General features: G+C 32.8%; 11 protein-coding genes. All 11 read right to left on the reverse strand.

Going from position 1 to position 14,591, the window contains the following annotated elements:
- Positions 1 to 233: 233 nt before the first annotated feature.
- Positions 234 to 587 carry a hypothetical protein gene (locus tag ABZP37_RS15550; protein WP_366184010.1) on the reverse strand — a complete coding sequence of 118 codons (354 nt, stop codon included), beginning with the start codon at positions 585 to 587 and terminating at the stop codon, positions 234 to 236.
- 53 nt (positions 588 to 640) lie between these two features.
- Positions 641 to 994: a hypothetical protein gene (locus ABZP37_RS15555; RefSeq protein ID WP_366184011.1), complete on the reverse strand. Its 354-nt coding sequence runs from the start codon at positions 992 to 994 to the stop codon at positions 641 to 643.
- A 36-nt stretch (positions 995 to 1,030) separates the two neighbouring features.
- The gene (locus ABZP37_RS15560; protein WP_366184012.1) at positions 1,031 to 2,038 is read right to left on the reverse strand and encodes a family 16 glycosylhydrolase; all 1,008 of its coding nucleotides are present in this window, start codon (positions 2,036 to 2,038) and stop codon (positions 1,031 to 1,033) included.
- Positions 2,039 to 2,040: 2 nt separating this feature from the next.
- Positions 2,041 to 2,361 carry a hypothetical protein gene (locus tag ABZP37_RS15565; protein WP_366184013.1) on the reverse strand — a complete coding sequence of 107 codons (321 nt, stop codon included), beginning with the start codon at positions 2,359 to 2,361 and terminating at the stop codon, positions 2,041 to 2,043.
- A gap of 17 nt (positions 2,362 to 2,378) precedes the next feature.
- Complete coding sequence (locus ABZP37_RS15570; RefSeq protein WP_366184014.1) at positions 2,379 to 3,827, reverse strand: sulfatase-like hydrolase/transferase; 1,449 nt, start codon at positions 3,825 to 3,827, stop codon at positions 2,379 to 2,381.
- Between the two features lie 194 nt (positions 3,828 to 4,021).
- Positions 4,022 to 5,020 carry a family 16 glycosylhydrolase gene (locus ABZP37_RS15575; RefSeq protein ID WP_366184015.1) on the reverse strand — a complete coding sequence of 333 codons (999 nt, stop codon included), beginning with the start codon at positions 5,018 to 5,020 and terminating at the stop codon, positions 4,022 to 4,024.
- 267 nt (positions 5,021 to 5,287) lie between these two features.
- Positions 5,288 to 7,252 (reverse strand): sulfatase-like hydrolase/transferase, encoded by a 1,965-nt coding sequence (locus ABZP37_RS15580; protein ID WP_366184016.1) that lies wholly within the window; start codon positions 7,250 to 7,252, stop codon positions 5,288 to 5,290.
- Between the two features lie 407 nt (positions 7,253 to 7,659).
- Positions 7,660 to 8,517 (reverse strand): AraC family transcriptional regulator, encoded by an 858-nt coding sequence (locus ABZP37_RS15585; protein ID WP_366184017.1) that lies wholly within the window; start codon positions 8,515 to 8,517, stop codon positions 7,660 to 7,662.
- A gap of 340 nt (positions 8,518 to 8,857) precedes the next feature.
- Entirely contained in the window at positions 8,858 to 9,379 is a 522-nt protein-coding gene (locus ABZP37_RS15590) for a hypothetical protein (protein ID WP_366184018.1), read from the reverse strand.
- Between the two features lie 17 nt (positions 9,380 to 9,396).
- Positions 9,397 to 11,235 (reverse strand): RagB/SusD family nutrient uptake outer membrane protein, encoded by a 1,839-nt coding sequence (locus tag ABZP37_RS15595; RefSeq protein ID WP_366184019.1) that lies wholly within the window; start codon positions 11,233 to 11,235, stop codon positions 9,397 to 9,399.
- Between the two features lie 11 nt (positions 11,236 to 11,246).
- Positions 11,247 to 14,372: a TonB-dependent receptor gene (locus tag ABZP37_RS15600; RefSeq protein ID WP_366184020.1), complete on the reverse strand. Its 3,126-nt coding sequence runs from the start codon at positions 14,370 to 14,372 to the stop codon at positions 11,247 to 11,249.
- Positions 14,373 to 14,591 lie beyond the last annotated feature (219 nt).

Here is a 14,591-nt window from a genome sequence, read left to right on the forward strand (position 1 = left end):
AAATACTTAAGGCTAGCTAACAAAATTATATCAAATAAAATCAATTACTTATTTATTTATTATCCTACACTTGCTCAATCTTACCCTTAGTAAAACTTAATAATAGATTACTGCTGACAAAAAACAACTCAAACACAACAACTGTAAATATCAAATACAAAAAAACCAGTATTGTCATGATAACAATACTGGTTTTCAACAAATAAAATAAAATTTTACAAATAGAAACTTTATTAAATACTACTTAGTTCTTCACGCATTCTTTCAAAAAATGGTTTAAGCTCACTCGCTGATTTCCCTGTGATTTTAGAAAACTCAGAGTTAAAAGCACCATTTACTTCATTCATTTTTTCTTTCTTATCATCTGCAGAAATTTCGCCACTTTTTGCTTTACCAATTACATCCATAAAGTTTGTGATATAGGTATTTCTAGCGTTTAAAAGTTCTTTAGATTTTGATGCATCCAATTTAAACTCTGTTGTTGCAGCGTCTACAAAATACTTAATCTTCTTCTCTTGTGATTTGTTTTGAGCAAAAACTCCTGAAAACGAAACCATCATCATCAATACTAATACAATTTTTTTCATCTTTTTTAATTTTAAAGTTAGTTATTATAGTTAATTATTTATTTTTTGAAACACTAAAACCCTTTAAGTTCTTCACGAATTCTATCATTAAACGGTTTTAATTCGTCCCAAGTTTTCCCTGTTAGCTCATTGAAGTATTTATTAAATTTATTGTTTACTTCACTTAATTGTGTCTTTTTTTGGTCTTCAGAAATCTCACCATTTTTTGCGGCACTAAATGCTTTTTGATAATCATTAAAATAGGCTGTACGATTATCCAAAAGTTCCTTTGTTTGATTTTTGTTCAAACCAAATTCTTTTTGAGCTGCATCAACAAAATAGTTAATTTTTTTCATTTGATACTTGTCTTGACCAAATGACATTGATACTGTAAAGAATACTAATAACGTTAAAATAATTTGTTTCATGATTTGTCAATTTTATTGTTAAAAATTCAAACTGGCTTATTTACTTTTCTTTTGCCAAACACGTACATACTCGATTTCAAAATCAACAACTCCATCGTCTTTTTTACCTTCTGGACTATTTAATTCCAAATCTTCTTTAGAATCTGGAACTCCATGCCAAGGAAAAGTTTCTTGATCTAACCAAATTGATAGTGGTTTTGTAGCAACATATCCTTTTTCAAATCCTTTTTCCTTTGCCCATGCATCAATTTTTTCTTTTGAAGCTTCAGTAAAAAGTTTTCCGTCAATAAAATATTTAATGCCGTTTTCGTCCCATTCTACTCCATAGGTATGGAAAGCATCCGCTACTCTAAAGTCTAAAATATGATGTTCTGTATAAACACTATTATTCCCTTTAAGAGTCCAATCATGAATAGACCACCACAATTCTTTATCTAGCTTTAACTTATTAGGTTGTCTATGATCACCAAAATGCTCAAACATATCCAACTCTAAACCTTTTCCCATTGCCCAAAAAGCACTGGTAATTTCAGCATCAGCAGCTTTACTTTTGATTTCCATATAACCATATTGAAAAAATTTACGTCCAATTAAACAAGCTGTTGTAAGATTTTCAAATTTACTTCTAGTATTATCCTTACCCCATGGTTTGTCTGGCTCTTGACTAAATGGAAAATTAGGTTCCCATCGTGTTTCAAGCATTAATTTACCGTTTTCCAATCTATAGTTATTTCCCGAAAATTGAGATGGCGCACGACCAATCCAAACTTTCTTATTTGGCAAATCAGGGTGTTTGTAAACTGGTTTCCCGTTTTCAAACTTCCCAACTACATACCATTTTTCTTCATTTAAGGTTGGCGCGTCAAATTCATCACTTACCTCTGTATTCAAAACCCATTTTCCAGTATTTGTTGGATCTGAAAGGGGTAATACTGCAGTTGATAATTTTCCTTTATTCTCTTTCTTACTATTGGAAACGTTTGTTTGTGCTTCCAAATGCAAAAAAGAAATTAACGCTAAACCTACACTTATATATTTTTTCATATTTACTCTCTAACTTCCATAAATTCAACTGGAGAACCGTTATGCACAATAAATGCTACACGAACGCCATCAGCAGGAGAAAAAGTCTCCACCAATATTTCTTTTCCCTCTAGAGCTTCTTCCATATTATCTACCAAATAGGCTACGTGAGGAATGGTACGCATCATTTCTGGCATGGGGCTATCAGCGTCAAATTTGACCCATTCTACTCCGTATTCATCTTTTGAAAAATCAGTGAAATGAATTTTTCCTGGCTCATAAAAACCATCCCAATTTTTCTCTTCTGTAGTAGGAATTCCGATGTGACTAAATGCGTATTTCATGTTTTTTGGTTTTTTGATTAATTATCTAATTTGAATGCTTTATCGTAGTTTGGCATGTTGGTATCTTTCCACATTTTTTCTACTTTATCGTTGTCATACCAAAGTGGTGTTATGTGTGATTCACTCCATTTTTGAGTTTCTTTTACCATTTTCTTCACTACATCTGGATACTGAGCACTTAAATCTTTGGTTTCGGAAACGTCATTTCGAACATCAAACAATTTCCATTTGTTGTTTCCTGCTTTGACGATTTTAAAGTCCTCTTTTCTTGCTGAAACATCAGAGAATCCGCTTCTGTAACGTACTGCATAAATCATATCGTCTTTATGAGTATTTTTTCCTGATAAGAAATTTGCCCATATATCTTTACCGTCAAGAATCTTACCTTTTGGAACTACACCACCAGCTAAATGAGCAAAAGTTGGATAAAAGTCGATTGCCGACACTGCATAATCAAATCTTTTTCCTGCTGGAACGTTCTTTGGCCAATGAAAGAACATTGGAACTCTATAACCTCCTTCGTAAACATCTCCTTTAGTTCCTTTTAAGGGGAAGTTGTTGGCCGCATGTTCAATATTCCCACCGTTATCACTCAAGAAAATGATTAGGGTGTTTTCAAATTGTTTGTTTTCTTTTAAAGTTTTAACAATCTCGCCAACTCCTCTATCCACAGCATAAACCATGGCAGCATAGGTTCTTCTATCTTCGTTTTTGATGTTTGCAAAAAGTTTCAAATCTTCTTCTTTAGCTTCAAGAGGTACGTGAGGCGCATTATATGCTAGGTACATAAAGAAAGGTTTTTTCTTTTCTTTTGCTACTTTTAATACACGAACAGCTTCTCTAGAAAGTGCATCAGTCATGTATTCTGTTTCTTCAACTTCTGTATTATTATGTAATAAAGGTGTTAAATAAGCATGAATATGTTTGTTTCCGTTTTTAACTTGAGCATCATATTGTGCTTTGTATTCTGCTGGAAAATATTTGTGTCCTCCACCAAGAAAACCATAAAAATCATCAAATCCTCTATTGTTTGGCTGAAACTCTGAACCATAACCTAAGTGCCATTTTCCAATTGCACTAGTGTAATAGCCCGCATCATGCATCACATTACTAATGAAGGTTTCCTTTACCGGAATTCCATCCTGTAAATTCATCCCTACATCAGGTAAATTATAAGGAGCTCCAATTTCATGCGGATAACGCCCCGTCATCAATGCAGTTCTAGAAGGGCCGCAAAAAGGATGCGCCACGTATGCAGAAGAAAATATAGTTCCTGCTTTGGCTAATTTATCCAATTCGGGCGTAATAATATCTTTCGAACCATTAAAACCTACATCAGCATAACCTAAATCATCAGCAAGTATTACCAAAATATTAGGCTTAGCTGTTTGCGCCATTGCTGGCAAAGCTGAAAGCAACAATAGTCCTGCTACTGCAATTTTTGTATAAATAAATCCTTTTTTCATATTAGTTTGTAGTTGAATAATTAGTTTATAGTTAGTTTTTGGTTTGTTTTGACAACTTTAATTTCTTTAAGACTAAAAGCTACACTACAAATTAAATAAAATATTAGACTTCAAAACGAGTGTTTTTTACCCTATACAAACGTTATTTTATCTTTAACAAATCTTTACGAGGGTAATATAAGACTAATGGATACTTATTTTTTTTTTTGCCAAAGTCTAAAATATTCGATTTCAAAATCTACTTTACCCGTTCCTCCCACTTCCTCTTTCGTGTCTGGAACACCATGCCAAGGAAAAGTTTCTTGGTCGAACCAAATTTTTATTGGTTTTGTAATAACAAAATTTTCATTAACGCCATTTCCTCCCTTTTGATAAAACACATCATCATAGGCATTAATCGTAGTTCTAGAAACATCTCTAAACAACTTACCGTCAATATAAATCTTAACTCCATCAACACTCCATTCAAATCCGTATACATGAAAAGCGGCTGCTACTCTAAATCCTAAATCATGGCTTTCAGTATAGGTTGTATTACCACCACCAGCTGAAGTCCAATCATGAATAGACCACCAAAGCTCACGTTCTTTACCAGCTGCTTCTTTACTAGGCTGCTTGTGATCCCCAAACATTTCAAAAAAATCAAATTCAGTTTTCCCTCCAAGGGACCAAAAGGAACTAGTAACTTCACAATCCGCAGCTTTTGACTTTACTTCCATATAACCATAAGTAAATTCATTTTTAGAAATAATTGCTGCTGTAGTTATATTTTCAAATTTCGTGCCATTGTCTAATTTTGTCGAAAAATTAAAAGTCGGATCCCATCTGGTTTCTAATTTTAATTTTCCGTTTTCAAGCCGAACATTATTCGTTGAAAATTGAGATGGAGCACGACCAATAAAATTAGACTGATACACTCCTTCAGTACCTTGAATAAACCATTTATCCTGATTTAATACAGTCGCTTCAAATTCATCACTCAACTCCCCGTTCAAAACCCATTCACCAGCATTTAATTGATCGGACAAAGGCAATTGCGGATTAACATCCACAGGAGGAACTATCACAGGGGAAACAACTACAATTGGCTCTATCACTTTTTCATCTTCTTTAGAAGAACTACATCCAACGAAATTAGTAACGAATACTCCCAAAGACAATAACAAAAAGGATTTACTTAAACTCTGAATCATATTATATTTTTTATTAAAAATCACCTCAATCGTTTCTTTACATAAACAAGCACACTACTAATCAACAAAAAACCTACTATTCTATTAAACAGTATTTTACAAAAAAAACAGCCCACAAAAAAAGAAAAATAAAGGATTGATTTAATATGGAAAATTACCCAAAAATGAGTCAATTTTATCTTTAAAGTTTAATAGACTAATTGTTTTACAAAAAAAGGCAGTCTGAGAACAATTCTTAGACTACCTTTTTCAATTATTAAAATGACTTTATACTTTAATTATTTTTTCAACCGATATTTTACTGTCAGCCCTTATTCTTAATATATAGTTTCCAGTGGGTAAATTTGAAATATCAATACGTGGTTTGTCTTTATTGGTACCCCTAATTTTTCGCACAACTTTACCCGACATCGATAAAATTTCGAGTTCTAATTTATTAATAGGCTGATCAAAGTCTAAATTCAAATAATCCATTGTAGGATTAGGATACAATTTATAATTAGATTTTTTAATATCGTTAAGTCCAAGCATCAACTCTGAACTTTCAAACAGTCTATCATAACCCGGTAATACTCCATCATCCCATGAAGCTTGGTGTGGATGACCGGTGGGACCATCTGGACCATCATCACCATCGTTATCATACCAAGCAGGTTTCACATCCTTGAATTCTTTTACCCATGCCACAGCTTGATCTAATAATTTTTGTATAATATCCTCCGCATTAGCTTCTGTTCTTCTTACATCGTTTGTTTCTCCTGGGTCATTTACAATATTGAATAATTTCCATTTTCCACTCCCACCTGTTTTGACAATTTTCCAAGGGTAGGACATTATTGCTCCATTATGAAACCCGTTTTGAGGCCTCATGATATAAAGAGCCTGTCCATCTGGTCTAACATCAGTGCCTAAAAGTAAACTAGGCATAATGTCTTTTCCATCAATGGTCTTTGCACTAGGTACTGTTGCTCCTGCAAGATTTACTATCGTAGGATATAAGTCTAATGAACTTACTTGAAAATTATAGATCGCTGGAGTTGTAATCTTATTTGGCCAGTGTACAAACATTGGTACTTTATGACCTCCTTCAAGTACACTTCCTTTCAAAGCAGCAAGCGGAAAGTTCACGGCACCTTTACTATAGGTATAACCACCATTGTCACTCAAAAATATAATAACCGTATTGTTATACACATCCATATCTTTCTTTAACTCGGTCACTACTTTACCAATATTAGTATCCATATTAGTCACCATCGTTGCATAAGTGATACGATCTTGCACAAATTCTTCTATTTTAGCTGCACGGGCAGTAGGGTCAGTAATCTTCGTTACAGGGTTGGACTCTGTTATATAAGTACTATTTCTAACTAAATTTTCAAAATCGGGATTGTCTTGCTTGAATTGAGCAATTTCATTCGCAGGTGCTTCAAGAGGTGTATGAGGTGCATTATAAGCTAAATATATAAAAAATGGATTAGGTTTATTCGCATTTGCACCAATGTAAGAAATAGCATCATTAGTAAGCACATCTGTCAAATAATCTTCATTTTCAACATTGCTAAATTCATTTCGATCGACATAATTTCTATTTCGTTGCAATGGATCTTGGTATTCATTAGTTGTCGGATTACTACCTCCAAGTCTTCTATAAAAAAGATCTTCATAACCGCTTTCAAAATAGCCTTTTCCTCCACCTAAAAATCCAAAAAAGTAATCAAACCCCCTATCCAATGGCTGATACAATCCTTCGGAAAATCCTAAATGCCATTTACCAAATGCTGCTGTATTGTATAATTTATTACCTGCAGCATCTTTCTGAATTAATTGAGAAAAAAAAGTTTCATTGGTAGGAATTCCTAAAGTAGAGGTAATATCATTAGGCAAATTGTATTGAGCTCCTATCCTATGTGGATACATCCCAGTTAATAATGCAGCCCTACTAGGACCACAAAATGGATGTCCTACGTGAGCATTTTTACAGATAATACCTGCGTTAGCCAAAGCATCAATATTAGGAGTTGGTATAATCCCTCTATCCGCAGGGAATGGCTCGCTATTAGTAGCACGATTAAAACCTACATCTCCATAACCTAAATCATCCGCTAGAATTACTATAATATTAGGTTTTGTTGCTTTGGTTTCAACAATTTTGGAAGTTTGAGCATAATTGTTTCCTGTTATTAACAGGACAAATAATGATTTAAAAATGGTTGGTAAACTTTTCTTCATTTTATTGGTTTTAATTAATAGTCGACTATAGTAACAAAAATTGTATCTCCATGAATATTCAAAATAATGTTCCTTAAAAAATCTTTAAACGACACTAAAACGACATTAAACACCTGACATACAGAAAGTAGAGATGATCACATTATAAACTCTCAAAACAATTTTATAAGGAGATCAAAATGATTAAATATGTAAATTACAAATTCTTATATTACAAATTTAACGAATAAAGCTACTTAAATACCCCTAAATATTACCCCTCACTAACTCTAATGTAACTAACCGGAATAAAATAAAGCATCCTAAAACAGATATTAGTCGCTTCCATCTACTTTTACAAAAAGAATGAGACAAAAAAAAGAGGCTAAAATTAGCCTCTTTACTTCTTAAAATATTTATAATAATTACTACAAACTGAATTTATAACTTTTTGGAGTACTACCCATAATGTGTTTGAATTGTTTGTTGAAATTAGTAATAGACTTATACCCTACCATGTGACTAACTTCAGACACTGGCAAATTTTCTTGAACCAATAATCGGGAAGCATTACGAATACGAACTTCATTTAAAAACTCAGTAAACGATTTATTTGTCATTTTTTTAAAAAAACGACAAAAAGAATTGGTTGTCATACAAGCAATATCAGCTACATGAGTCAAACTAATATAATCCGCATAATTATCTGAAATGAATTTAATAACAGTATCCAGCCTTCCAGAATCATCCGTCGCCAATTGACTCATATCTGATGAAGATAGAACTTCTCTTTCACCAGCCAATGACAATCTTCGCAATAAGTCCAATAACTTAATCGACTGCTCTGCAGGAGATAAATCCACAATATCAATTAGATCAGCGTGTACATTTTCACTCACGTTTTTACCAAAAGAAACACCAAATTTAGACTGCTCTAATAGATGATTAATACTTGAAAATTCAGGATTATTAAACGTTCCTTCTCCTAAGAAGTTCTTAGTGAATTTTAAAATAATTGTTTTAACATGTGCATCTTCATCCTCGTCATAATAAGAAGGATCGTTACGCCAAAGATGAGGTAAAAAAGGACCTACTAGTACTAAATCCCCCGGTAAAAAATGAGAAACATTATCCCCCACAAACCGCACACCACTACTCTCAGATATGTACAAAAGTTCGTATTGTGAATGATAATGCCAAAAAGAATCTTTACACGGCACCAACTGTGCTCTGATGTTCAATCGAGCATTCACAAAGCTATCTGTATTTTTTAAAACTAATTTCATAAAAACATTGGTACTATATTACTAATAGAACATTGCATACTATTAACTTATCAATAATTATTCCAAAAAAAACATTAACATTGACTATCTAGATAAAAAGAAAATCATATTAACGAAAACTCAAAGTTAAACAATTAAGATATTTAAAGCCCTACAAAATACAAAATAGAATGCATTTTTCCTTTTAAAATTTATTAAAAAATACACATATCATAATTTACAGCTAAGTATATCAAAAAAATCAGATGTTTCAACTGTAGCATTCTATAAAAAAAAGAGGCTACTCCAAATAAATGGAATAGCCTCAAAAAACTAACTACAAAAAATCTTTATTAATTCATTAAGGAACGATGGTAGTAACCGCCTTAATTTGGAAAACTTGTTCAAAAACCCATACACCGTCTATCAATACTGCATCCACTGGGATAGACCCATTATAAGTTACTTTTTCCTTAAAAGTGTTCCTTAAAGTTATGGTATAATCTCCAACTGTTGGAAACAAAATAAAAACAGTTGTATCCGTTGTTGACAAACCTTTTGAAGCATCAATATAAGGGGTTAAATCATTAACTGTTCCTGTGGTACCACTAGCATTTTTAAAGCCTGGCAATAAAAAACTTGCTCCAGTACTAATTTTCCATTCGTGAGTCAATGCACCCTGTGAAAGATCATAAATAGATATTGCCTTACCTGCTACGATTTGCGTTGGTGCAGGTGTATAAGTTGGTGTTGTAACTTTTAATGCGTTACTAGCATACCAAGTAACATCTGAGTAATTTGGCGTGCCCGTTATTGGGTCTTGATCACAACTTGTAAAAAAGAAACCAATAGCAACTATTACTATTATTAGTATTTTTTTCATCTTAATTTATTTTTATATTATTTAAGTATATTCGGATTTCTATTCAGCTCACTATTAGGTATAGGTAAATAGTCATTAGTAACAGGTTTACCAAGGGATATAATATAACGATCTCTAGGTATAGTGAATTCATTTGGAATTTCAGTTGTACCAGTACCTGGAGCATTTAAAACAGACGCATTAGTTTTAGTTGCTGTACCACCTGTTGATTTAGTATAGGTGAAAGTTTTAACATAGTACTTTGTCGCTGCTAACTCTTCGAAACGAGATCTTAATTTACCCCATCTTCGTAAATCTGAAAAACGAGAAGAACATCCTTCCGCAGATAACTCTAACGGTTTATCCACAAACATTAGTTGATTCATTAAAACAGTTGGATTTGTAAAATCTTTTGAAATATCGTACGTTTTACCAGCGAACTCGCCCATACCTGCAGGTCCTAATAATACTAGTCCCCAACGCTCACGTATTTTATTTATTAATTTTAATGCCCCTGGAACATCTCCTGTTTTAATCAAAACCTCCGCTTGCATTAAATATACTTCGGACAATCTATTAACAACAACATTCTTAGATGATTTTTGACTTCCATAAGGAAGTGAATTCTCTCCGCTATAACCAGTTTGATCTGTATTTAAATATTTTTTATAAAGACTGACATTCCCAAAAAACGAACCCGCAGTAGATGCTATTGGATTTAAACCTAGATTCAAACTTGGAGATGCAGAATTTGGAGCAGCTGCTTCTATACCATTTGCAAATTTATAAACAGGAGTTTCCAAATCTTCTGCAAGAATCACCATTGCCGAAGCTCTTAAAGGTACCCCTCGAAGGTTAGCAGGTTGAATAACCCCTCCTTTGTAATTTCTACTATCTAATAAATCCATTTTCTCTGTTTTATAAGCATAAGCTACCCAAGCTGGTGGAGAAAACATATTATTTGTACTAATTGATAAAAACCCTAATCTGTTAGTTGTTGATTCTTCATCAAAAAGACCTAAATCTGATCTAACAGCAACATCATAAATCACTTCAAAAATAGACTCTTTGTTGAATTCCCCAGCAGTTGTAAACATTTTTGACATATCTCTTTCTAAACTATAATTAGAATTTCCAATCACTAGATTAAAATTAAACTTAGCCAAATTAAGATCATCTCCCTCATTCAAATAACTAGTTCCTAAAATTGTAGCCGCAGTTGCTTGATTTACGTGTCCTTTTTCGGCATTGATACCTGGAAGTAAATTATCTACTGCATATTGTAAATCTTTTCTAAAAAACTCAATGACTTTAGCAGAAGGTGATACTGATGCAAAAAAATCATCCTTAGTTACAGGTGTATGATCTACAATAATTACATTACCATTATTATATGAATTATGTAAATAAAAGTGGAATAACCCTCTAAAAAAACGAGCCTCCGCCATCTGTTGCTTCCAACGAACAGGCTCAGATGTAGCTTGAATTCTATTCAGCGCTTCAATCACTTGATTTGCTCTGTAAATTCCTTTGTAACAACCGTCCCATTTTTGAAATACAGCTTTAACATCACCATCAAAATCTTGAGTCCAAAATTTAACTGATTGATCTCCTACAGATGCATTTGCGTAAGGGCGCGTAGCAGCATAATACCCCATATCTGAACGCACCGTTTCTTCTCTTACATTAAATATTGTTGTATTTAATAAAGTTACATAAAGTGCCGTAACACCTTGATTAGTCTCATCTAGATTCTTCCAATAAGAAGCAGATGTGGTAAAATTTGGATTTACCTCAGTCAAGTCTGGATTGCAAGAGCTTAATGAAAGCCCTGCAACTAAAACTAATGATATATATTTATAAAAATTTTTTTTCATCACTAAATAATTTAAAAATTAAAATTCAATCCTACTAAATACGATTTAACAAAAGGGTAATTACCTTTATCCAAACCTCTTCTGATTACATTACCACCTACTTCAGGATCATAACCTGTATAATTAGTAAATGTGAATAAATTCTGTCCTGTCAAATAAATTCTTAATTTATCAATCCCCATTTCTTTCAGCCTTTTTTTAGATAGACTATAACCCAAAGTTATATTTCTAATCCTTAAATAAGAACCATCTTCAATGAACAAATCAGATATTGGTAAATAATTATCATGCGTTAAAAAAGTACCTCTATACGCTGGAAGCGTTCCTGTTGGGTTTATAGCTGAGTAAGAATTTAATAATTCAGTACTTCGACCTAAACCAATCGCAGTTGCTCTAGAACCATTAACAATCTCCTGACCTAAAGCAGCATACGTATTAACATAAAAATCAAAATTATTATAATTTAAACTTAAATTGTACCCTATTTCAAATTTAGGTAAACCACTACCACCATAAACTCTATCTTGATCATCAATTTTTTTATCATTATTTTGATCGATATAAATTAAATCACCCATTTTAGCTCCAGGTACTATTAATTGATAAGCAGCTAATTTTTCTGGAGTATTAGCAATACCATTTGTTTTTCTGATGAAAAAAGCACCCGCTTCATATCCTTGCGCTATTGCAGTAATACTAGTTAAGGTAGAGTTAGCACCAGCTCCTGGAACAATTCCAGAATCAGTTGTTAGACTATAAGGAGTATCAGTAGCTGTATTAGTTACAACATTTTGATTAGTAGTAAAAGTTCCATTCATTCTGTAACTAACTTTACCTATTTTATCGCGGTAACCCACTGCTAATTCAAATCCTTTGTTTGTCATATTTCCAACATTCAAAACAACCTGATTATTATTAGAAAGTGGTCTTACAGAACCACCAGCACCATTTGAAGTATCATTGAATCCTGCTGAACCAGGAAGAGATAATTGAAACAACATATCGTTTTTATTTGTTTCATAGTATTCCGCACTAATGGTCAATTTATTTTTAAAAAAGCCTAAATCAATTCCGAAGTTCTTTTGAACTGATGTTTCCCATTTTACATCTGGATTTCCTATGGCATTCTGAATTGAAGCAGTAGAATTAGTAGCAAAAGGATATACAAAATCTCTATAAATTGTATTAGTATAAGAGTAATCATCAAAAGATTGATTTCCTACAGTACCATTACTTATTCTGACTTTAAAGTTGTTGATTACATTACTCAATGGTTTAAAAAACTCCTCATCGGACACATTCCATGCAGCAGAAACAGAAGGAAATAATCCCCAACGATTTTGAGGTGCAAAACGAGAAGAACCATCTCTACGAATACTAGAGCTTATCAAATAGCGACCTTTGTAGTCGTATTGCATTCTACCAATATAACCGGCTAATCTTGTAACGTAATCAGGTCCAGACGTAATATTTGCTACACCAGTGGTACCGTTAAAAACTTCAATGTCATTATCAACAACTGTTCTTTTGTTTGCCGTAAATTGAGTATTGTCATAACGCTCTCTTGAAGTTGCTAGCGTTAAAGTCAAATGATGATCTTTATTAATTCTTGTTTCATAATTTAAAGAAGCATCCCAATTGACAGAAGTACGTCTCTGATCTTGATTTTCAACATAACTAGATATTGGATTATTAACCGCTACCCCAGTTTGTGCATTAACAAATGTTTGAAAAGGGATAAATCGAGTACGATTAGAATAAAAATCGTTAAAACCTGCTCTAGTAGTAAAGTTCAAACCTTTTAGTAATTCATAACCTAAGCTTATATTACCAAAAGACCTAGTTGATTTAGTTAAATCTTTTATATTTAAACTATTTACAATACTAGTATTTGTATTTTGATCCGCACCACCAAAAGTATCTACTTGATCAGCATTTATGTCTAATAGAGGTTGTGTAGGTTGGTAACGAATTAATTGTTGAATAGTATTAGCTGCTCCTCTATTATTAGATTCCTTTGTTATACCTATTCCTAAATCAATCGTCAGTTTATTCTTTTTATAATTCACATTTGATCTAGTATTAAAACGATTGAAATTAGATTTTAAAATAACTCCGTTTCTATCATAAAAACCAGCGACCATTGAATATTTTAAATCAGAAGATCCACCACTAACATTTACGTTATAATTTTGCGTAAAAGCATTATCTATAAATAATAATCTTGATATATCATTATCATATTGAAATCTGTCTGGACTATTGGTAAAATTTGAAATACCTATAGCATTATCTTTTGTTCCGTCATTTCTTTGAAGCAACACATCCGTATACGTTTGATCCTTTGCATTAAGTAATGGAATTGCCGAACCTAAACGATCAAAACTACGACTTGCATCCATTCTAACACTCATAGAACCAGCCTTCCCTTTTTTGGTAGTAATCAAAATTACACCTGCAGCACCACGAGTACCGTAAATAGCTGCTGATGCTGCATCTTTCAATACATCAATAGTCTCCACTTCACTTGGCGCAATCCCAGGATCACCTTCTTGAGGAATACCATCGACAACATACAATGGAGTATTAGCACCAATAATAGAGGTCACCCCTCTAATTAAGATTTCAGAAGGCGTTCCTGGCTCACCTGAACTCACCACGTTGACACCAGAAATCTGACCTTGTAATGCGTTACCCAAATCAGATGTTACGATGTTTGCTAAATCCTCTGCTTTAACACTCGCAACTGCACCAGTAATTTCTTTCTTCTTTTGAGTACCGTATCCAATTACTACCACCTCAGAAAGATCTTGAGCAACTGATTTCATTTTTACTGTCATTCCTTTGCCAGCCTTCATGTTGACTGTTCTCATCCCTACATAAGTAAAGATCAACAAATCGCCTTCATTTGCCTTAATCGCAAATTTACCATCAAAATCAGTTGCTGTTCCTTTAGTCGCTCCCTTTACAACAATTGAAACTCCTGGAATAGGAAAGCCGTCTTCGTCTCCAACTACTTTTCCTTGTACAACGCCAACTTGGGCATGTGCCGCAACATTAAAAAATAATGTTAGTAGCGTAAGAAACAAAAAACGCCCTAATACATTTTTTTGTTTAATAATTTCTCTAATTTTCATTTGGTTAATTTTAGTTTATTTTAATTCCTACTTTCAATTCAATTCTAAATCTTATTCAAATTTTGCGACTTTAGTTTATTTTTTCTTAAAAAAGTTTTCACCCCTCACACAAAAAAAAGTCTTATCACTAAACAACATTTAGTTTTCACTATTACTAACAGTTCAATGTACTGTTAGTGTATTCTCATTAACCTGATTTGTTTTTAATTTTATTCATAT

Source organism: Flavobacterium ovatum (genome assembly GCF_040703125.1).
In the GTDB taxonomy this organism is placed as follows: Bacteria; Bacteroidota; Bacteroidia; order Flavobacteriales; family Flavobacteriaceae; genus Flavobacterium; species Flavobacterium ovatum.

Excerpts from the sequence above, each read along its gene's own strand:
- ABZP37_RS15595 (WP_366184019.1), bottom strand. The coding sequence starts at position 11,235 with ATGAAAAAAAATTTTTATAAATATATATCATTAGTTTTAGTTGCAGGG.
- ABZP37_RS15560 (WP_366184012.1), bottom strand. The coding sequence starts at position 2,038 with ATGAAAAAATATATAAGTGTAGGTTTAGCGTTAATTTCTTTTTTGCAT.
- ABZP37_RS15580 (WP_366184016.1), bottom strand. The coding sequence starts at position 7,252 with ATGAAGAAAAGTTTACCAACCATTTTTAAATCATTATTTGTCCTGTTA.
- ABZP37_RS15550 (WP_366184010.1), bottom strand. The coding sequence starts at position 587 with ATGAAAAAAATTGTATTAGTATTGATGATGATGGTTTCGTTTTCAGGA.
- ABZP37_RS15575 (WP_366184015.1), bottom strand. The coding sequence starts at position 5,020 with ATGATTCAGAGTTTAAGTAAATCCTTTTTGTTATTGTCTTTGGGAGTA.
- ABZP37_RS15600 (WP_366184020.1), bottom strand. The coding sequence starts at position 14,372 with ATGAAAATTAGAGAAATTATTAAACAAAAAAATGTATTAGGGCGTTTT.
- ABZP37_RS15570 (WP_366184014.1), bottom strand. The coding sequence starts at position 3,827 with ATGAAAAAAGGATTTATTTATACAAAAATTGCAGTAGCAGGACTATTG.
- ABZP37_RS15565 (WP_366184013.1), bottom strand. The coding sequence starts at position 2,361 with ATGAAATACGCATTTAGTCACATCGGAATTCCTACTACAGAAGAGAAA.
- ABZP37_RS15555 (WP_366184011.1), bottom strand. The coding sequence starts at position 994 with ATGAAACAAATTATTTTAACGTTATTAGTATTCTTTACAGTATCAATG.
- ABZP37_RS15585 (WP_366184017.1), bottom strand. The coding sequence starts at position 8,517 with ATGAAATTAGTTTTAAAAAATACAGATAGCTTTGTGAATGCTCGATTG.
- ABZP37_RS15590 (WP_366184018.1), bottom strand. The coding sequence starts at position 9,379 with ATGAAAAAAATACTAATAATAGTAATAGTTGCTATTGGTTTCTTTTTT.